We start from the raw sequence: 20,180 nt of genomic DNA, 5'->3' as shown, positions 1-20,180 counted from the left end.
AATGCCACTGACCAGACGCCGATTTTTGACCCTCGCAAGCGCGGCTTGCCTGACCAGCCCCGCCCGCGCTGCAACAGCCTATCAATGGCATGGACAAGCGCTGGGCGCCAAGGCGCAGATCATTCTCGATCACCCGAAGGCCGAAGCGATCACAGCCCGTGCGCTGTCCGAGATTGCGCGGCTCGAAGAGGTGTTCAGCTTGTATCGCCCGACGTCCGAGATCAGCCGACTGAACGCGGCGGGGGTCTTGCAAGTCCCCGCGTTTGAATTGCTCGATTGCCTGTCCTTGGCGCGGCGGGTGCACCGGATTACCGAAGGCCGGTTCGATCCCACTGTGCAGCCCCTATGGACGGCGATGGCGGCGCAGTATCGCGCCACCGGACCGAAGGCGCAGAGCGACGCGCAAATGGCGCAAGCGCGGGCTGCGATCGGGTTCGACCGGGTGGAGATCGACGCCGCCGTTTTGCGGCTCGGCGCGGGGCAGGCATTGACACTCAACGGCATTGCACAGGGCTATATCGCTGACCGCGTGGCGGATGTGATGCGGCGCGCAGGCGTGCGGGATGTGTTGATCGACACCGGCGAGATCTGCGCCATCGGGGATGCACCGCGCGGCGCGGCGGGCGATGGATGGCCGGTGCGGATCGACGGCGAGATGCAGGCGCATAGATTGACCGCAGGCCGCGCTTTGGCGACCTCTGCGCCGCTTGGCACGGTATTTGACGCGCCGGCATTTGGCGGGGCCGGGCAGGTCGGCCATATCCTTGATCCGCGCAGCGGGACGTTTGCCCCCACCCGCGTGGCGCAGGTCAGCGTCAGCGCGCCGAGCGCGGCCTTGGCCGATGCGCTGTCGACGGCGCTTTGCCTGACACAGGAGGCGGGCGAGGCGGCGGCGCTCTTGAGCAAAGTCAAGGAGGCGCGTCTCGAGAGTTTTAGGGTGCAAGGCTGACACTGACCCTAGAAAGTTCGAGCGAGAAAACACATGGATATGAAGATGAAACTTGCAGTTTTGGCGGTGATGGTATTGCCGATGTCATCCGGCGCGGTTTTGGCGGGGGATGCGGCTGTGGGCGAGGGTGATTTCAAGAAATGCAAAGCCTGCCATGCGATCACGGCGGCTGACGGCACCAAAATCGTCAAGGGGGGCAGAACAGGTCCCGATCTTTATGGCGTGATTGGGCGTGCGGCAGGATCAAGCGAGGGCTTTAAATACAGCGCGTCGCTTGCACAGGCGGGTGAGGGTGGATTGGTTTGGGATGAGGAGCGCCTCGCCGCCTTTATCGCGGATCCCAATCGTTTCCTCAAAGAGGCGACCGGCGCCGAGAAAGCAAAATCGAAAATGACTTTCAAACATAAGAAAGGCGCCGAGGATATGGCCGCCTATCTGGCGACGTTAACCGAATAAAACGGCGAAAATGACGAAGAAAGGGGCGCTGGAAACAGGGCCCTTTTTGCATTGTGAGCCTGTCGCAGAAGCGGCGCGGGCGGGGGTGTGTAGCGGCAAAATGACCCTGCTGCGATGCTTGGGCCTTTAAGGGGATTGGCTGGCGCTTACGGACGCAGGTGGCGGGTCGGAATATCGGCTCCGGGATACCCCACCGACATCATAAGCGCACGAGAGAGTGCCTCCAAAGCAAAGCGCGCAAGCGGCGGATAGGGCGGGCGTGCGGGTTTAACGCCGGCCGTTTGCCCCATGGGCCCAGAACGATGCGGCCCTGTGCCTTTGGGGGCTTACTTCGGGTCGCGCGGGGTGCTTTGCTTCTGCAGAGGTTGGTTTTGCTTGGTGCCTGTGGGTTTCGGCGGCGGCGCGGCTTCGTCCAAAAGCCCGTCAACCCAGCGCGCAAACAACCATGTGGCGGGGATGCCCAGAGGTGCAGAGAGTGCCAGCGCCCAAACCGGCGGCAACGCGGTCAGGCCCAAAACCTGCGTCATCAACGATAGCATGAAGAGATTGATCGCCACGGCTGCGGCCGCGAATGGATAGAGCAGAACCGCGATTTTGCGCCGCGACCACCTGGCATGGGGGAAAAGATCGTCACTCATCGGGGCGCTCCTATGCGGGTTGGGGCCAATGTCTCATTTGGCGATTATTTGAATGAAAAGACGGGGTCGCCGATGCGCGCAGGGCACATCGATCCCGTATCGGGGATGCCGCCCACGGCGCGCAGACAGAAACCGTAGACAGAAGCGGCAAAACATCTCATGCGCGCTATTTGCCGCAAAGATCACGTCGCTGCCTTGATTAAAATCATGTCGATCGGCTCGGCCCCGGCCCGCACAAAAGAAAACCGGCCGCAAGCACAGTGGGCTTGCGGCCGGCCGTCATAACCGGAGCTGGGACGCGACCGGTTAAATTCTAGATGCGATCAATAGACATCCTTTTGGGTGTTGAGCACGTTGAATTTGCCGGTCGGTGTGATCAAACGCGGATCCTTGATGACGTATTTTAACTCAAGGGTCTTGTCATCCACCACGACGATGGCGCTTTCCTTGTCTTTAGAGTTCCAGACAGAGAACCAAACCTCGGTCCCGTGTTTGTTGAACTCCGGCTGCACGACGCGCGGTTGCCCATCGGTGATGCCGGCCCATTCACCGATCGGAAGCGTGGTGTATTCCTCTTCGGTGTCACGGTCGTCATCAAAATCGGCGATTTTAAATACCGCCACCGAAGCCGATGTTTCAGCATCGGGGTTCAATGTCGCATCAACATAAAGGTGCTCCGAATTCGGGTGGGTTTTGATGAACAAAGAACCGCCGCCAAGTCCGTAGAAGCTATCCAGAAGTTTCCACGCCTGATCGGGGTGCCCTTCGGGATCGGTGCCGATCAAGGCAACGCTTTCATCTCCAAGGTGCGAGGTTGCCCAAACCGGCCCAAAGACCGGGTGCACGAAATTGGCCCCGCGGCCGGGATGCGGCGTCTGGCCTTCGGTTTCGATCAAGGCGGTCAGCTTGCCGTCCTTGGTATCCACCACGGCGATTTTGTTGCGCGCGTTCGCGGCCACCATGAAATAGCGGTGCGTGCTGTCCAATCCCCCATCATGCAAGAAGCGTTCGGCTTCGATTTCCACCGTTTTCAGGTTCTTCAGATCGGAATAATCGACCATCAAAATCTTGCCGGTTTCCTTGACGTTGATGATGAATTCGGGCTTGTAGTGCGATCCGAGGATCGAGGCCACACGCGGTTCGGGGTGGTAGGTTTGATCGTCATAGACATTGCCACGGGTGGACACGATTTTCAGCGGTTCCAGAGTGTCCCCATCCATGATGACATATTGCGGCGGCCAATAGGCGCCGGCGACGGCATATTTGTCTTCGTATCCTTCGAATTTGGAGGTCTCGACCGAACGCGCCTCCATGCCGATCTTGATCTTGGCAACAGTGTCGGGTTCTTCCATCCAAAGGTCGATCATATTGACCAACCCGTCGCGGCCGATCACCATCAGGTAACGACCCGATGCGGAAATGCGGCTGATGTGCACGGCATATCCGGTGGTGATGATCGAGCGGATTTCATAGGTGCCGCCGTCGATCAATGCGATTTGACCGGCATCGCGCAGGGTGACAGACATCAGGTTCTCAATGTCGATGTCGTTCATTTTTTCGGTCGGGCGATCTTTGGGCGCAACGATGACCTGCCAGCTTTCCTTCATGTCGGGCATACCCCATTCGGGCGGGGCGGGTGGTTCGAGCAAAAGGTAGCGCGCCATCAAATTGATCTGGTCTTCGGTCAATTCCCCCGAGGTGCCCCAATTGGGCATGCCCGCAGGTGAGCCGTAGGTCAGGATGCTTTCGAGATAATCAAACCCGTAGTCGCGGGTGATGTCTGTGGTCAACGGTTTGCCCGTCGCCCCTTTGCGCAGCACACCATGGCAACCGGCGCAACGTTCGAAATAGATCTGGGTGCCTTCCTGAAATTCTTCGGCGGTCATGACCGGATCGTCGGGGCGCATGCCGGGGACTTCGACCTGCAACTGACCAAGCGTGGTCATCGACGGCGAATAGGCCGCCGCGGGGCCACTCCCGTGGGCGTTGTCCTCGGCAAGAGCGGGGGTCAATCCGCCTGCGACAACAAGGGCAACCGTTCCAAGCAGGGTTTGCCGAATTTTGGTGGCTCGGGTGAACATTATAATTCTCCATTGGCTGGTGAGACAGCGTGACCATGACGCTGCGCCGCAGGCACCACCTTGATTTATGTTAAGGAGAACTCCGGTCGAAAGGCGCATCTGTTTTACAGCTTAGATCGGCAGGCAAGCCGTTGCCCGGCCCTGCCACCGGTCTGTCGCGGCGGCCTTGGGAGATGGGAGGCAACGGCGGGCGAAACAGGATTTTAGACAAAGGAAACTCGATATGTGGCGTCAGTTGGTCAGCGAAGGATTTCGCGTGTTCTTCTTGGGTGCAGGCGTGGTTGCCTTGGTGTCTATGGCGCTGTGGCTGGCCTATCTGGGCGGGCTGTTTCCGGCCTTGGATGCGTTGCCCATGCCGGTGCAGCATTGGCACGGGCACGAGTTGATATTCGGCTATGGCGGTGCGGCATTGGGCGGATTTTTCTTGACCGCTGTGCCGAATTGGACCGGAGCCAAAGCCGCGCCGCACCGGTTTATTGCAATGGTGGCCGGCGTTTGGCTTTTGGGGCGGCTGATGATTCTTGCCTCCGGGGTGGTGCCGCCGGTGATGGTGGGTTTGGTTGATCTGGCTTTCGCGCCGATTTTAGCAGCCAAGATCGCAACCCAGCTTTTGCGCCGTCCGAAGCCGCAAAACATGGTGTTCTTGTTGTTTTTGATCTTGTTCTGGCTTGCCAATCTGCGGGTGCATCTGGACTGGATGGGCATGGCGTGGGGGGATGCGGGCGATGGGCTGCGCGCAGGTTTGATGGCACTGGCGGGGATGATCGCGATATTGGGGGGGCGGGTGACGCCGGCCTTTACCCGCAATGCCTTGCACCGCGCGGGGATCGAAAGCATCCGGCCACGCGATCCGAAATTTTTCACGCCGCTGATCATCGTTTTGGCGGCCCTGCTGGCGGCGAGTGCGCTTGTCCTGCCGGGCACTGTGTTTGCCGCCGCAATTGCGCTTTGTGCAGGGGCGGTGATGTTGCTGCGGGTGGTGCTTTGGGCGACATGGTTCCAATGGGGGCAGCCGATCCTTTGGGCGCTGCACCTGAGTTATGGCAGCGTTGGCTTCGGGCTGATCCTGACTGGCGCGGCGCGAATCGATCTGCTGGCCGAGATCGCCGCGTTACATTTTCTTGCCATCGGCGGGGTGGGCGGCATGACCGTGGCGGTGATGTCGCGGGCCACCTTGGGCCATACCGGACGCCCGCTTGAAGCGCCGCGCGGCGTGGTTCTGGCCTATTGGGCCTTGCCCTTGGCGGCCTTGTTGCGCTGGGGTGCGGTGCAGGTGACTGGCGATCTGTCGATGCTTGGCCTCTATGGTGCGGGGGCGCTGTGGTGCGCCGCTTATGCGGGGTTTCTTGCTTGCCTATGGCCGGCGTTCTGGCACCCGCGTCTGCCGCGTGCTCCGGTCGGGCGCGCCCCGCCGGCGTAATCCCATGTTCAGGCTGCCCGTCAGGGAAGACAAAATCCGACAAATTGACTTTGGTTAAGGCCCGCGCAGGCCGCAAAGCGCATCAACACCCTATACGAAACTGCTCAGTCAAGGAGACCGCGCCATGCGCGAAGTCATGACCAAGAGCATGGCCCGCAATATCTTTTATGGTGGGTCACTGTTCTTCATTTTAATCTTTCTGGGGCTGTCGATTCACAGCCACAGATACATCGTAACCACGTCGACCGACCCGGAGACGCTGACCGCTTCGGTAAAAGAGGGCAAGCATCTGTGGGAGCGTCACGGCTGCGTCAACTGTCATACCATTTTGGGCGAGGGCGCGTATTTCGCGCCGGAGCTTGGCAATGTGATGACCCGTTGGGGTGTCGAGGATGATCCCGAGGGTGCTTATGACGCGCTCAAAGGCTGGATGGACGCCATGCCTTCGGGCGTCGAGGGGCGCCGCCAGATGCCAAACTTCAACCTTACGGACGACGAATATCGTGCCTTGGCCGACTTCCTGCGCTGGACCGATACGATCCGCAATCAGGACTGGCCGCCGAATGATGCGGGCTAAGGAGATCTGATCATGAAATATCAAACTCAAAAGATTGCGCTGGCCTATTTTGTGGTCGCTATGGCGCTGTTCGCGGTTCAGGTGACGCTGGGCCTTGTGATGGGATGGATCTATGTGGATGGGAATTTCCTGACCGAGATCCTGCCGTTCAATATCGCACGGATGCTACATACCAACAGCCTGATCGTCTGGCTTTTGGTGGGCTTTTTCGGCGCGGCCTATTACCTCATTCCCGAGGAATCCGAACGCGAAATCCACTCGACCAAACTGGCCTATCTGCAATTGGCGATTTTGGTTGTTGGCACGGTTGGTGTGGTGTTGACCTATTTCTTCAACCTGTTTGAAGGCAACTTCTTGCTGGGGAAAGAAGGGCGTGAATTTCTGGAGCAACCCAAATGGGTCAAAGCCGGTATCGTCGTCGCCGCGTTGATCTTCCTCTACAACATCTCGATGACGGTGCTGAAGGGGCGTAAAACCGCGATCACCAACATCATGCTGTTGGGCCTGTGGGGCATTGCGCTCTTGTTCCTCTTTGCCTTTTACAACCCGTCGAACCTGGCGTTGGACAAACAATATTGGTGGTATGTCGTGCACCTTTGGGTCGAGGGCACATGGGAATTGGTCATGGCTGGTATTTTGGGCTTCTTGATGCTGAAGCTGACCGGTGTGGACCGCGAAGTGGTGGAAAAATGGCTCTATGTGATCGTGGCCACCGCGTTGTTTTCGGGCATCCTCGGCACGGGACACCACTATTACTGGATCGGCACGCCGGGCTATTGGCAGTGGATCGGTTCGATCTTCTCGGCGCTTGAGGTGGTTCCGTTCTTTGGCATGATGGCTTTTGCCTTTGTCATGGTGTGGAAAGGGCGGCGCGATCACGCCAACAAGGCGGCGCTGTTGTGGTCTTTGGGCTGTGCGACACTGGCCTTTTTCGGGGCGGGCGTATGGGGCTTCCTGCACACCCTGCATGGCATCAACTACTACACCCATGGCACGCAAATTACTGCCGCGCACGGGCACCTTGCCTTCTATGGGGCTTATGTGGCGCTGAACCTTGCGATCATCACCTACGCCATGCCGGTGTTGCGCGGGCGCGATCCCTATAACCAGGTGCTGAACATGGCGTCCTTCTGGCTGATGTCGGGCGGGATGCTGTTCATGACCTTCACGCTGACATTCGCGGGCACGGTGCAAACCCACCTGCAACGGGTGAACGGCGAAGGTTTCATGGATGTGCAGGATCAATTGTGGATCTTCTTTGTCATGCGCTTCGGCTCTGGGGTCGCGGTGGTCTTGGGGGCGATCCTCTTCATCTATGCGGTTATGGTGCCGCGCCGTGAAGTGATCAATCCCGGACCGGTCGTCCAGGATGCGGCGGAGTGATGCAAATGAAAGATGCGATCACAATGCAAACGGGGGGGGCGGCAAAAGCCCCCTTCTACCTGCCGCAAGGCGACGAAGTTGCCGTGTTCGAGGCCGCCGCCAGCCACGATCTGCCGGTCTTGCTCAAAGGTCCGACAGGGTGCGGTAAAACCCGGTTCGTGGCCCATATGGCCGCGCGGCTCGGGCGGCCGCTTTATACGGTGGCCTGTCATGACGATCTTTCGGCTGCTGACCTTATCGGGCGGTATCTGCTGAAGGGCGGCGAGACGGTTTGGGTCGATGGGCCCTTGACCCGCGCGGTGCGCGAGGGGGCGATTTGCTATCTCGACGAAGTGGTCGAAGCGCGCAAAGACGTCACCGTGGTGTTGCACCCTTTGACCGATGATCGCCGTATGCTTCCGCTGGATCGCACCGGTGAAGAGATCGCCGCCGCGCCGGGGTTCATGCTCGTGGCCTCTTATAATCCGGGCTATCAGAATATTTTGAAAACGCTCAAACCCTCCACCCGCCAACGGTTTTTGGCGGTGGAATTCGATTTCCCGCCGCAGGCATTGGAAATCGACGTGGTGGCGCGCGAAAGCGGCCTTGCGCCCGACCGCGTGCAACCGCTTGTGCGGCTGGCGGGGAAATTGCGCGATATGAAAGGTCAGGATCTCGAAGAAGGTGTTTCCACCCGTTTGATCATCTATGCAGCCAGCCTGATTGCCGGAGGTATGCAAGTGGACCGTGCGATTCAGGCCGCGATGATTGAACCGCTCACCGACGATGCGGACACGAAACGCGGGCTCCTCGATCTTGTCACCGCTGTATTCGGGTGAGACCGGTGATGGGCAAGATCGAATTTGAGCCATGGGAGCCCGAAGAAACCATCGGGAAGATATGGCACAAATGGGCCAGCCGTTTTGATGCGCCCGAGGCGTATGAGGGAGCCCGTGTCGATCTGTCCCAGATCGGCGGGCGGCTGGCCGTTTTTTATCGCGGGATCGGCGGCGGCGCCTCGGTCGAGATCAAACCGGCGGCGGATGAAATGAGTCACCACCGCCTGTCGGCTCTGCGCCGGTTGGGCAGCTTTGCCGACACCGCCCCGCGCGCCAGTTTCGACGGCGCGGCGCTGCGATTGCCGGCCAGCCTTGCAGTGTTTCCCGCCGCCGAGGCCAATGGCGCGCTCTATCTGTGGCTGGCCGCGATGGGCGCCTATACGCAAGAGCTGCCAAGGGAGACGGATTTGCTGCGCGCCGATCTGCTGCATCTGCACGCCGCGCGCAGCTGTGCGGCGCGGTTATGCGCCGATGCGCCCGGATTGCGGGCGCTTTATGCGGAGCTGTGCGCTGCGCATCTGGAATTGCGTCCGCGCGCCCATCTTCCCGAAGCCGAACGGATGGTCGAAACTCTGATCCGGCATGTATTGGGCGATCCCGCGCCCCTGCCGGCCAAAGCCGCGCGGATGCTGGCGGCCGTGGAGGCCGGCGATCTGTCGGCGTGGCGATCCCCGCGCCGGTATCGCCCGTTCCGTCCCGTGCCACTTTGGGTGATGCCGCGCGGCATTGATCTTTCTGCGGGTGGCGGGGTCGAGACCCGCGAGGCCGATGAGGCACCGGAGGCCAGCGAAGGCGATGATGATACCGCCGCCGCCCGGCGTGCGCGGCGCTATAAATCTGACGAGATCGAACGCTCTGACAGCTTCATCTTGCATAAATTCGAGGCGATCTTGAGTTACGCGCAATTTGTGAACCTCAACCGCCGTGTCGAGGATGATGAGGAGGACAGCGCCAAGAAAGCCGCCGATGACAGTGAGGAAATCGGCCTTGGGCAGATCTCGAAATCACCTGCGACGCGGCTCAGGTTGCACCTCGATCTGGCGCCTGAAGATGCCGATATCGAACGGATTTCGGCGCGGTGCACTTATCCCGAATGGGACGTGCGGCGCGGGATGTACTTGCCCGATCATTGTTCGGTTCTGACTTATAGGCCCGATGGGGACGGACAAGTGAAATCGCCTTTTGATGCCCGCGCCGAAGCCCGCATACGTGATGTGAAACGACAATTCGAGGCGCTGCGCCCGGCGTTGGTTTCGACCACCGGCCATTTGGATGGTGACGAATTGGATTGTGAACGGGTGGTGCGCGCGCGCGGTGATTTTCTTGCCACCGGCGAAAACGACGGGCGGGTGTGGCGGCAAAACCGGCCGCTGCGGCGTGATTTGGCCGTGTCGATTTTGCTCGATATATCGCGCTCGACCGAAGGCACGGTCAACCGTGCGCAAGGTCCGTCGCGTCAAGTGATCGAAATCGAACGCGAGGCGCTGACCGCCTTGGCGTGGGGGCTGGATAGTTGCGGTGATGACGTGGCGATCCACGGGTTTTCGTCGCTCAAACGGGACCGGGTGTTCATGGCCGATGTGAAGCGGTTTGATGAGCCGATGAACCACAGCGTTGAAGCGCGGATCGCGGCACTCAAGCCCGGGTTTTACACCCGCCTTGGCGCGGCGATCCGTCATGCCAGCGCGGGTCTCAGCGAGCAGGGGCATAAACGTCGGCTTTTATTGGTGATTACTGACGGCAAACCCAATGATCTGGACCATTATGAGGGGCGCCATGGCATCGAGGATTCGCGCCGCGCCGTGATCGAAGCGCGCCGCGCCGGTCATGCGGTGTTCGGCGTCACCGTGGACCGCGACGGCAAATCGTGGTTCGGGCGGATTTTCGGGCAGGGCGGTTTCGCCCTGGTCTCAGATCCCGAACGTTTGGCGCAGGCCTTGCCGCGCATCTACGCGCAGATCACCGGGGCGTAACCATGCCGCAGGATCGAACCGCTCCGGCCGTCGGTGCTGACGTGCAATTGCCCCACGATTTAATGATCTGGGTGTTGATCGTTTCCGAGTTGTTGGTGTTTTGCGCCGGGCTTTGGGGGTTTTCTGCCGTGCGGATTTCCGATCGGGCGGGTTTTGCCGATGCAGCGGCGTATCTGCACCCGCTGCGCGCCGGATTGGGCACGATGATTTTGGTGAGCTCCGGGGCATTGGCTGCGGTCGGGGCGCTGCGCATGCAACGCCGGTATTTGCTCGGTGCGGCGCTGGTCGGCGCGGGGTTTTTGATGGTCAAATTTTACGAATGGCGCGATTTGGCCGCCGCGCAGATCAGCACCGAAACCCATCCGTTTTTTACATTTTACTACCTGCTCACCGGGTTTCACGCCGCGCATGTGGTCGCGGGGATGGTGATTTTGGCCGTGGTTGCTGCACGCCGCCGCCCCGCCGAAGTCGACGCGGGCGTTGCCTTTTGGCACATGGTTGATCTGGTCTGGGTGCTGCTGTTTCCGGTGATCTATCTGGTGTCGGCATGATCCGGATTTTGCGCGCCTGGATGATTTTGGTTGCGGCATCGGCCGCCAGCGTGTTTTTGGCGATGGGGGTGCCCTCGGCCATATGGCTCGGCGCGGCGCTGATCGGGCTGGCATTACTCAAAGCCCGTGTGATCCTATCCGATTATCTTGACCTGTACCGAGCGCCGCGGGTGCGGGCGGGCATCATGTTGGGCTTTGTGATCTGGGCATTGGTGCTCTGTGCGTTGCTTGCGGCTGGCTGAGTCGGCTATTTGCTCCAAGCGCTCGCGGGATCATCCTCTGCAAAGGCGCGCAGGTCTTCTAGATCGCGGATATCCGCCGCGTTCTGGCGGATTGTTACGCCCTGATCTTTCAACTTGGAAAATGCCCGTGACAGGCTTTCGGGTTTCATCCCCAAACGGCCCGCGATCAATACTTTATCATAGGGCAACGTGACCTCACAGGGGCCGGTTTCGCAATTGGCGAGATCCAACAGGAATTCAGCCACGCGTTGCGGGCCCGTGCGGGATTTAAGTTGCTCCACCTGCGCCACGAGACTGTGCAAATGCGCATAGGTGGCGGTCAACATCGAGACGGCAATTTCCGGATTGCTTTGCAGGTGCTGCAAGAAGGTGGCGGCATCGATACGGATCAATTCGCAATCGGTCACCGCTTCGGCAGAAACCGGATAGACATCCGAACGCAGAGCCACAGCTTCGCCAAAACTGTGCCCGCGGGTGAAGGCGCCGACGACCGCTTCGGCGCCGTTGGCCGCGATGCGGTACAATTTGATCCACCCGTCCGCCACGATGTAAATCGCCTCTGCCGGATCGTCTTGCAGAAAAATCGTCTCGCCGCGTTTGTGGCGCGACACCTGCGCGCGTTCCAGCAGTGCATCGGCCAAAGTCGGCGGCGCATTGGCCAGCAATAGAGAACGGCGGGCGATCTGATTGATTTCTTCGCGCATGATGGGCCTTCGCAATGGGAATGCAGGGGGCGCCCCGATGTCGGGCGCAGGGGAGGGGTCTGAATCCTGCCGCGAAACTATAGGTCATGAGGCGCGGTGACAATATGCACATCTGCGCTGCAATTATTATGAGGTGACGGTCCAATCTATTGATATTTATCAATACCGCCTTGGGCCATCGGGCGCAGGTTGTTGACAGGGCCGGACAGGTCTTCAGCAATAGGACGGATGAGATGATCTTTGTGCAGCAATTGAGCCAGCAGGCGGTCTTGATGGGACTGGCCTCCACCCTTGTTTTGAGCGCGCCAGTGGCAGGGCGTGCCGAGGAAATCTTTGAGATGGATGCGATCACCGTCACCGGCTCCGGTCTTGCGGTGGGGGTGATGGACAATGCAAGCTCGATCACGGTTCTGGGCGAAGATCAGATCGAACGCGCCGTGCCGACCTCTGTGGCGCGCCTGTTGCGCGACGTGCCGGGGGTGCAGATTTCCGAAGACGGGATCGAGCGGATTTCGATCCGCAGCCAGACCGCATCGCGCACGGCCGTATTGATCAACGGGCAAATGTTGACCGATCATTCCAATTATGGCCAACCGATCCTGATTGATCCGGCCAGTATCGAGCGTATCGAAGTTGTGCGCGGCCCGACCTCTGTTGTGGCCGGCTCGTCGGCGGTGGGCGGCGTGATCAATATCATCCTCAAAAAGGGCGCACAGGTGCCGTTCGAGATGACCACAACGGTGGGATATTTTTCTGCCACGCGCGGGTATCGTGTCTCCCATGCCATGGCGGGCACCGTAGCGGCGGGGCAGGGCGCGTTGGATTACCGGATCGGTTTGGGCCGCTCTGAACAGGGTAACCGTCATACGTCGACGGGCGTGCTCGACCCGTCGGACAGCGAAGACAAAAGCCTGACGCTGCACTTGGGGTATCGGCAAAACAATCACTATTTTGCATTGGATGCGATGGCCTTTGATCTCTCGGCCAATAGTTTTACCGAGATTGATGATTTCACCATCGCCTTGCCGAAACGTGATCTGCGTAAATTTGCCCTGTCTTACGAAGGGGTGGATTTGTCGCCGGTGGTCAATAAGTTCAGCTTCAGCGTTTTCGATCAAAGTATCGACCGCGTGTTCGACAGCAATATCAGCGTCGCCGCCGGACCGATGCAAATCGATAGCCATGCCACTTCCGAGGATGCGCAGAGCACGCGCGGTTTTTCCGCCCAAGCCGAATTGTCATTTGGTCCACGCAGCCGCAGCTTGGTCGGTGTGGACTATAGCGATGATGCCCTGGTGACGGATAAAACCTCGACGCGCACAGTCACCAATCCGTTCTTGCCATTTCCGACCATCACACAAACCACGAGCCATGATCGCGCTTCGATCCAGACATTGGCGATTTACGGGCAGCACGAGGTTGATCTGACACCCGACGTGACCGCGACCATGGGTCTGCGGTGGTATGATGTGACGGCCAAACTGCATGCTTCGACCACCGATGGCGTGGCCAATGCCCTCAGCGCCAATTCCGACCAGGGCGTGCTTGGTGCGGCGGGTTTGGTATGGCGACGCGGCGAGGATCTGACACTGCGTGCGAACATAAGCTCTGGCTATAGTTACCCAACGCTCAGCCAGATGTTCTTGACCACCAAGGGCGGGCAGGTCACCTATGAGGGCAATCCCGATCTGCGCCCCGAAAAGGCCAATACATTCGAATTGGGCGCGCGTTTTGATCGTGGGGATCTGTTGCTCGATGCGACGGTATTTTACACCGAAAGCAAAGATTACATTGCGAAAATCGCCACGGGCACCACAGGCACATGGCAAAACGTCGACAGTGCGCGCAGTTTCGGCGTCGAGCTTCAGGCCGAATACCAACCCGCCGAGTTGGCCTTTCGTCCCTATGCGACTGTGACCTTGATGCGCCGCGAGATGACCTATGCAAATGGTTATTCCACATACGACAGCGGCACCCCCGCAGCCGCAGGGCGCATCGGGCTGCGCGGCGATTGGCAGCGCGGCACGGTGTTTGGCGATTGGGATCTGTTTGTGCGCGGCGAAAGCGCTGCGGGGCTGCGCGACGACAGTGGCGTGATGGAGGTGGCCAGCCGAGGGCACGGCTATGCCACGTTTAATGCGGCCATGACCGCCGAATTGTCCAATGGTCTGCGGCTTTCGGCCGAGGTCGGCAATATTTTCGATATTGCCTATGAGGGCTATGATCAAAACCCCGGCGCAGGGCGCAGTTTGAATTTGGTCGCAACATATAAATGGTGATTTTGGTCAAAGGCAGTGGCTGACATGGCCATCGTGTGGGCGCGCTGCCAGGGCGGGGCTTATGTTCGTCCCGACGCGATCACCAACCCATCGGTGACGGCTGTGAAAACTTCGGAAAATGTGTGCTGCGCCTGTGGAAATTCGGCCTTCATGGCCTCCGAGACCATCATCATCAGGCTCGACCCGCCGACATATACCACGCGGTCCACTTGCGCGGCTGTGATCTGCGCCGCGCGCAATGTGTCTTGGGCGCCTGCCTGTAGCGCTTGGGCGTATGGGGCAAGAATTTGGGCCAAGATCTGTGCGGAAAGCGCGGCGTTGAGCCCGCGTTCGAGCGGGCCCAAGGCAATGGCCGCCTCTGCCGCGCCGCTGTTTGCGGCGATTTTCCCACGCTCGACCGCAAAGGCCAATTCATGCCCCAGCTCGTCGGTCAAGACCGACACCAACCGGTTCAGTTTCTCCGGCTCATAGGCCAATCGCGCCATATCGTCGGCCATGCGCCGATTTTGCGCGGTATAGAGAAAGGGAATTTTCTCCCATGTCGCGAGGTCGTTGAAGATCGCGTTTGGCACCGGAGTTTCGCCGCCGCCGATGACTTTGCGCAACTGCGTGCCCTTGCCCAATAATGGCATCACGCGGTCGATGTTGATCGCGCGGTCGAAATCTGTTCCGCCGATCCGCACGCCGTGGTTGGCCAAAATGTCGATCCCCTCCACCCCGCTGCGAAACACCGAAAAATCCGAGGTACCGCCGCCGATGTCGACGATCAAACCGATCTCGCCGGTATGATCGAGCGCCCCGCTGGCAATTGCGGCGGCTTCGGGTTCGGGTAGAAAATCGACCGTCTTGAATCCGGCGGCAAGGTAGCAGGCGCGCAGGTCCTCTTCGGCCTGCGTCTCGCGCGGATCGCCGGTGCCGTGGAACACCACGGGGCGGCCCGACAGGACGCGATCAAAGGTCATCGCGGTTTCGGCCTCGGCGCGGGTTTTTATGTGGCGTAAGAACCGCGCGATGATCTCGACAAAGGTCACGCGCTCGTTGAGAATTTGGCGTTTCTCATGCATCAATGTCGTGCCCAAAACCCGTTTGAGCGCCCGCATGAACCGCCCGTCCTCGCCATCAAGCAATGCCTGATTGGCGGGCGCGCCGATCAGGGTTTTGCGCGTTTCATAGTCAAAGAAAAACGTCGTCGGCAGAGTGGTTTGACCGGGAGACATTTCGATCAGATGCGCTTTGCCGTCGTGTAAATATCCCGCCGCCGAGTTGGAGGTGCCAAAATCAATGCCCAATACGGGCCCCTGCGCCGCCATCTTTGGTGCCTCCTGACAGGTTTACGAAAACCGCGTCTTTAGGCAGGCGCCGCGCAGCGGTCAAGCGGTATTCGGGGCGCGGTCGGGTGTGTGAAAGCCTTACGGCATCGGGCCGGTTGCCCGGCACGGGTGTGCCTTGGTAGGGGCAGGCAGCTGCTTTCGCGGTGCGGGTGGACATAACCTGACGCTCGGACGCGCACGCATTTTCGGCGGCATGGCATGGTGCCTGCGGCGCTGAATTAAAGTTCCACATTCACAACGGTGAGGCCCTGCGCCGCGCAAGGGCGTCGCCGGCGCATTTTCGGATCAGAGCGGATTTCCAAGGCATCCGGTGGGGGTCATGCGACGCAAAAGCAGCGGCGCCGAAGGCCGGGCTCTTGCCAAGCCCGCCTTTGCCCTCGGCCCTGCCGAATAGGTCTCAGGTCAGTTCATGCTGCCAGGGCGGATTGGCGCCGGCGCGGGACACGGTGACGGCCGCGATCTTGGTGCCAAAGCCGAGCGCGGCGGCGAAGGCTGCGGTTTCCATCGTTTCAAGCTCCGCCCGGCTGAGGCCCCCGTGCCGATTGAGAGCGGCGAGAAGTCCGGCGTTGAACGTATCTCCGGCGCCGACGGTATCAACCACCGTGGCGCTCGGTGCGGCCACGTCGATGTTGCGGCCATCGCGCCAACGGGCCAGCGCTCCGGCGCTGCCTTTGGTCAGAACGGTCACCACCGGCCCGGTTTCCAGCAGACGATCAAGCGCGGATTCGATGCTTGGGGCATCGGGATAGATCCACGCCAGATCCTCATCCGATACTTTGATGATGTCCGAGGTTGCAATCGCCCGTTTCAGCCGCGCGCGATAGGCCTGTGGATCACGGATAAAACTGCCGCGAATGTTCGGGTCGAGCATGACGACGCGGCCTGCTGCTTGTGCGCTTTCTGCGAAGCCCACATAGGCCTCTGCGGCGGGCAGGTTGCATAGGCTGATGCCGCCGAAATAGACCACGCGAGCGGCGTCGGGCAGGGCAGGCATCTGCGCCGGTTTGACCTCACGTCCTGCGGTGTTTTCGTCGTAAAATGTGTAACGCGCCTGACCGTCGCTTAAGGTGACAAAGGCCAATGTCGTGGGGCGCGCGCTGATCACCGCAAGATTGGTCGCCACTTGCGAGGTCTCTAACGCCTGCAAAAGCTGCGCGCCGAACATATCGCTGGACAGGCCTGTGATCATCGAGGTTGCGCATCCCAAGCGGCCCAAAGCAATCGCGGTATTGAAAATCGCACCGCCCGCATGGGGCACATAGCCCATGACGGTGGTGTCCGCCGCGCTTGGCGTCGGGATCATATCAATGAGGGCTTCCCCGCAGCAGAGGATCATCGGAAGGGTCCATTCGTGAATAGGCGGACAGGAAAATGCCGTGCCGCGAAGAGAGTGCGCCAGATATTAGATCATCATCGTGGTTGGCAGGCGGTGCTTGCGCACGCGGGCGGCATTGGGGAAATCGCTCATCTCGGCCCGTGCCTCGGCTTCGGCGTCGTCCAATCCATAGGATTTCCACCGCGCCAAAAGCCGGTTGCGCAACTGCGGCTCGGGCACGTCGAGAAACATCGACAGGTCCCAATGGGGCAGCAAATCGCGCCATCCCGCCACGTCATAGGCAAGGTAATTGCCTTCGATGAGGATGGTTTCGGTCCGCTCGTCAATCAATCCCGCCGAGGCGATTGAAATGTCGCGATCGCGGTCAAACATGGGATAATACAGGGTTTTTCCCGCAGCAAGACCGCTGACCAACTCGGTGAACCAATCAAGGTCAAATGTTTCGGGCGCACCTTTGCGTGGCAAAAGACCATGCCGTTCCAACACCGAGTTATCGAGGTGAAACCCGTCCATTGACACCACTTGGGTGCGGTGATCCGAAGCATTCAAGTTCTCGCAAAGCGCTTTGGCCAGCGTGGATTTTCCACTGGCAGGGGGGCCAGCAAGGGCGACGAGCCGGCGGGGGCCTGCTTTGGGGCTATTCATAATTTTTGAAGCAAGCACATCAATGTGGAAATCACCGCCCATTTTCATGATGAGCCACCTCCGATGTTTGAGTGTGTTGCAGCGTCTGGCCGGGCCAAGGACTGCGCCGCCTGTTGGGGGCGGCGAGCATATGATCGAAACGTTTATCCATAATCGTTACTCCGGTACGGGGCGCGGCGAGGAATTGTTGCGGATGATCCGCACGCGAATCGCGGTGCATATATGGCGTCATGCATGGCAGGATGTTTTTCATCCGTCAATTAATAAATCAAGTTGATTTATTAATTGACGTGGTTCATCTTTTCGCGGGAACGAGGCTGGCGTAAGCTGTGGGAATTGGATGAATGAGAGGGTGGAATGAGTGAGGGACCAACTCGCGGCCTGAGTGGCGGCGTGAATCAAAGCGGTGTGCGCGACTACAATGAGCGGCTGTTATTGACGTTGTTGCAACGGGGTGGGGCCTGCGCCGGCAGCGAACTGGCGCGGCAATCCGGCCTGTCACCGCAGACGGTTTCGATTATCTTGCGCGAGATGGAAACCGATGGATTGCTCAAGCGCGGCGCGCCGCAACGCGGCAAGGTTGGCAAACCTTCGATTCCGATGATGCTCGATCCTGACGGCGTGTTTTCCTTTGGTCTCAAGATTGGGCGGCGCAGCTGTGATGTCGTGCTCGCCGATTTCACCGGCAGCATCCGCGACAGGCGCAGCATGACCTACCCCTATCCTCTGCCAGAGCAGGTTTTTGGCTTTCTCGAAACTGCGATGGCCGACATGACGGCGGGATTGGCGCCGGAACTGCGGTCGCGTATTTGCGGGCTGGGCGTGGCGATGCCTTTTGAACTTTGGAGGTGGGATGTCGCGGGCAGCGCACAGGCGGGCAGCGCACAGGGCGAAGAGACGCAGGGCGAGGATTTCTTGTCGTGGAAAGGGGTGGATGTGCCCGCTGTCGTGGCACGGTTTTCTGATCTGCCGGTGATTGTCGGAAACGACGCAACCGCTGCTTGCCGCGCCGAACATATGTACGGGCGCGGCAAGGAATTCTCCGATTATGCCTATTTCTTTGTTGGCGTCTTTGTCGGCGGTGGCATCGTCCTCAATAACTCGGTCTATGAGGGCGCCCATGGCAACGCCGGCGCCTTGGGGTCGTTGCGCACGTCGGGGCCGCAGGGGGAGAGTTTGCAGTTGATTGATACGGCATCGATTCACCTGCTTGAAGCCCGTCTCGTCGAGGCCAATCTCGATCCTGTGTCACTTTGGCAGATGCCGCAAGATTGGGAACCCTACGTGCGCTACGTCGAGCCCTGGATTGGCCGCACGGCACAAGAATTGGCGCGCGCCGCGCTTTCGACCTGCGCGGTGATTGATTTCGAAGCGATCTTGATCGACGGCGGGTTTCCTGCGCAGGTGCGCACATCTTTGGTCGCACGCACCCGGCGGTATTTGGAGGATCTGGATATGCGCGGCATGCACCGGCCGCGTATCGAAGAGGGCGCAGTGGGCGGCAATGCCCGCGCCATCGGGGCGACGACGATCCCGTTGCTCAACCGCTTTTTTCTCGACAGCAACGCCCGCAATTCTGCGTTTTAGAGCGCCGTTTACTCATGTGATGGCATGCCGCGTGGGGGCGGCGTGTCGGGATAAGCCCCCCCCGTGCGGGATCGCGAAACACGGCGCTGGGGCCGCGTGCCGCCAATGGCAACAGCGGCAGATCGGGCGGCGGGCCGTTTGAGCGCACCCAAGGCTGCCGGTGTCCGGCCGATTGCGGTGAGATGTCGGCAAATCGTCCACAATGGCCGTATCGACCTTGGCCTCGGGGGCAAAGGGCTGGTAATGAGCAGCAACAGGATACGACAACGGGAAAAGGACACCCCGATGCAAGGCTATGCGCTCACGGTAAAATGCCCCTCCGCACGCGGAATCGTCGCGGCGATCTCCGCCTATTTGACTGATCTGGGATGTAATATCACCGATTCTGCACAATACGATGATTTGGAAACCGGGCATTTTTTCATGCGCGTGTCCTTCCGGTCGGAAACCGGGGCAAGCCTTGAGGATCTGTCCACCGGATTTGCAAAGATCGGCACGGCGTTCGACATGGATTATGAATTCCACGACGAGGCGGTGAAGATGAAAGTCATCATCATGGTCTCGCGCTTTGGGCATTGCCTCAACGATCTGTTGTATCGCTGGCGCATTGGCGCGCTGCCGATCGATATTGTGGGGGTGATTTCGAACCATACCGAATACCAGAAGGTTGTGGTCAATCACGACATTCCCTTTCACCACGTTAAGGTGACGCCGGACAACAAACCCCAAGCCGAGGCGCGCCAGATGGAGATCGTCGAGGACGCGGGTGCCGATTTGATCGTGCTGGCACGCTATATGCAGGTGCTGTCAAATGAGATGTGCGAAAAAATGTCGGGCCGGATCATCAATATCCACCATTCATTTTTGCCGTCGTTCAAGGGCGCGAACCCCTATAAACAGGCCTATGAACGCGGGGTGAAGTTGATCGGGGCGACGTCGCACTACGTCACCGCAGATCTGGATGAAGGTCCGATCATCGAACAAGAAACGGTCCGGGTTACCCATGGACAAAGCGCCGGTGATTTTGTCTCGCTCGGGCGGGATGTGGAAAGTCAGGTTCTGGCCCGCGCCGTGCATGCCCATATCCATCGCCGGGTGTTTATCAACGGCAATAAAACCGTGGTTTTCCCCGCCAGCCCCGGCAGCTATGCCTCCGAACGTATGGGGTAGCCACGCGCAGGCCGCGCGACAGTTTGCCTCCCTTGTGCCG

Annotated in this window: 18 protein-coding genes; 12 read left to right on the top strand and 6 right to left on the bottom strand. The window is 59.7% G+C overall.

What is annotated here, in order from left to right; genetic code table 11:
• Nucleotide 1 precedes the first annotated feature (1 nt).
• Nucleotides 2-949, top strand: a complete 948-nt coding sequence (locus DI396_RS03345) for an FAD:protein FMN transferase (RefSeq protein ID WP_328588324.1) — start codon at nucleotides 2-4, stop codon at nucleotides 947-949.
• Nucleotides 950-994: 45 nt separating this feature from the next.
• Nucleotides 995-1,405, top strand: a complete 411-nt coding sequence (locus tag DI396_RS03340; RefSeq protein ID WP_328588323.1) for a c-type cytochrome — start codon at nucleotides 995-997, stop codon at nucleotides 1,403-1,405.
• Between the two features lie 326 nt (nucleotides 1,406-1,731).
• On the opposite strand, the gene DI396_RS03335 is transcribed toward DI396_RS03340, so the two are convergent.
• Entirely contained in the window at nucleotides 1,732-2,043 is a 312-nt protein-coding gene (locus DI396_RS03335) for a GtrA domain-containing protein (RefSeq protein ID WP_235851719.1), read from the bottom strand.
• 323 nt (nucleotides 2,044-2,366) lie between these two features.
• Nucleotides 2,367-4,124, bottom strand: a complete 1,758-nt coding sequence (locus DI396_RS03330) for a nitrite reductase (protein WP_110794678.1) — start codon at nucleotides 4,122-4,124, stop codon at nucleotides 2,367-2,369.
• A 223-nt stretch (nucleotides 4,125-4,347) separates the two neighbouring features.
• On the opposite strand from DI396_RS03330, the gene DI396_RS03325 reads away from it, so the two are divergent.
• The 7 genes from DI396_RS03325 (at nucleotide 4,348) to DI396_RS03295 (ending at nucleotide 11,088) form a co-directional block, all read left to right on the top strand.
• On the top strand, nucleotides 4,348-5,544 hold the full coding sequence (locus DI396_RS03325) for an NnrS family protein (RefSeq protein WP_110794677.1): 1,197 nt from the start codon (nucleotides 4,348-4,350) through the stop codon (nucleotides 5,542-5,544).
• 124 nt (nucleotides 5,545-5,668) lie between these two features.
• Nucleotides 5,669-6,121 (top strand): c-type cytochrome, encoded by a 453-nt coding sequence (locus tag DI396_RS03320; protein WP_110794676.1) that lies wholly within the window; start codon nucleotides 5,669-5,671, stop codon nucleotides 6,119-6,121.
• A gap of 12 nt (nucleotides 6,122-6,133) precedes the next feature.
• On the top strand, nucleotides 6,134-7,504 hold the full coding sequence (locus DI396_RS03315) for a cbb3-type cytochrome c oxidase subunit I (RefSeq protein WP_110794675.1): 1,371 nt from the start codon (nucleotides 6,134-6,136) through the stop codon (nucleotides 7,502-7,504).
• 5 nt (nucleotides 7,505-7,509) lie between these two features.
• On the top strand, nucleotides 7,510-8,322 hold the full coding sequence (locus DI396_RS03310; RefSeq protein WP_407936290.1) for a CbbQ/NirQ/NorQ/GpvN family protein: 813 nt from the start codon (nucleotides 7,510-7,512) through the stop codon (nucleotides 8,320-8,322).
• A gap of 8 nt (nucleotides 8,323-8,330) precedes the next feature.
• Nucleotides 8,331-10,295, top strand: coding sequence for a nitric oxide reductase activation protein NorD (locus DI396_RS03305; protein ID WP_110794673.1), 1,965 nt, complete (start codon nucleotides 8,331-8,333; stop codon nucleotides 10,293-10,295).
• A gap of 2 nt (nucleotides 10,296-10,297) precedes the next feature.
• On the top strand, nucleotides 10,298-10,846 hold the full coding sequence (locus DI396_RS03300) for a cytochrome c oxidase subunit 3 (RefSeq protein WP_110794672.1): 549 nt from the start codon (nucleotides 10,298-10,300) through the stop codon (nucleotides 10,844-10,846).
• Nucleotides 10,843-11,088 carry a cytochrome C oxidase subunit IV family protein gene (locus DI396_RS03295; protein ID WP_110794671.1) on the top strand — a complete coding sequence of 82 codons (246 nt, stop codon included), beginning with the start codon at nucleotides 10,843-10,845 and terminating at the stop codon, nucleotides 11,086-11,088. The genes DI396_RS03300 and DI396_RS03295 overlap by 4 nt, the downstream gene beginning before the upstream one ends.
• Before the next feature lie 5 nt (nucleotides 11,089-11,093).
• Here the strand turns inward: DI396_RS03295 and DI396_RS03290 are convergent, their stop codons facing one another.
• Nucleotides 11,094-11,792 (bottom strand): Crp/Fnr family transcriptional regulator, encoded by a 699-nt coding sequence (locus tag DI396_RS03290; protein ID WP_110794670.1) that lies wholly within the window; start codon nucleotides 11,790-11,792, stop codon nucleotides 11,094-11,096.
• A 233-nt stretch (nucleotides 11,793-12,025) separates the two neighbouring features.
• Between DI396_RS03290 and DI396_RS03285 the strand changes: the two genes are divergently transcribed.
• Complete coding sequence (locus DI396_RS03285; RefSeq protein ID WP_162617133.1) at nucleotides 12,026-14,071, top strand: TonB-dependent receptor; 2,046 nt, start codon at nucleotides 12,026-12,028, stop codon at nucleotides 14,069-14,071.
• Between the two features lie 59 nt (nucleotides 14,072-14,130).
• Here DI396_RS03285 and DI396_RS03280 read toward each other — a convergent pair whose 3' ends face one another.
• The 3 genes from DI396_RS03280 to DI396_RS03270 all read right to left on the bottom strand — a co-directional run bounded on the left by DI396_RS03280 (nucleotide 14,131) and on the right by DI396_RS03270 (nucleotide 17,431).
• Nucleotides 14,131-15,381 (bottom strand): Hsp70 family protein, encoded by a 1,251-nt coding sequence (locus DI396_RS03280; RefSeq protein ID WP_110794668.1) that lies wholly within the window; start codon nucleotides 15,379-15,381, stop codon nucleotides 14,131-14,133.
• Between the two features lie 418 nt (nucleotides 15,382-15,799).
• Complete coding sequence (locus tag DI396_RS03275; protein WP_110794667.1) at nucleotides 15,800-16,738, bottom strand: carbohydrate kinase family protein; 939 nt, start codon at nucleotides 16,736-16,738, stop codon at nucleotides 15,800-15,802.
• Between the two features lie 66 nt (nucleotides 16,739-16,804).
• Complete coding sequence (locus tag DI396_RS03270; RefSeq protein ID WP_235851718.1) at nucleotides 16,805-17,431, bottom strand: nucleoside/nucleotide kinase family protein; 627 nt, start codon at nucleotides 17,429-17,431, stop codon at nucleotides 16,805-16,807.
• A 309-nt stretch (nucleotides 17,432-17,740) separates the two neighbouring features.
• Between DI396_RS03270 and DI396_RS03260 the strand changes: the two genes are divergently transcribed.
• Together DI396_RS03260 and purU are read left to right on the top strand one after the other, a co-directional pair.
• On the top strand, nucleotides 17,741-18,970 hold the full coding sequence (locus tag DI396_RS03260; RefSeq protein ID WP_110794664.1) for an ROK family transcriptional regulator: 1,230 nt from the start codon (nucleotides 17,741-17,743) through the stop codon (nucleotides 18,968-18,970).
• 285 nt (nucleotides 18,971-19,255) lie between these two features.
• Entirely contained in the window at nucleotides 19,256-20,140 is an 885-nt protein-coding gene (purU, locus tag DI396_RS03255; protein WP_110794663.1) for a formyltetrahydrofolate deformylase, read from the top strand.
• Nucleotides 20,141-20,180: the final 40 nt, after the last annotated feature.

The organism is Litorivita pollutaquae (genome assembly GCF_003205515.1).
Lineage (GTDB): Bacteria > Pseudomonadota > Alphaproteobacteria > Rhodobacterales > Rhodobacteraceae > Litorivita > Litorivita pollutaquae.
This window is presented reverse-complemented; position numbering and strand designations above follow the sequence as displayed.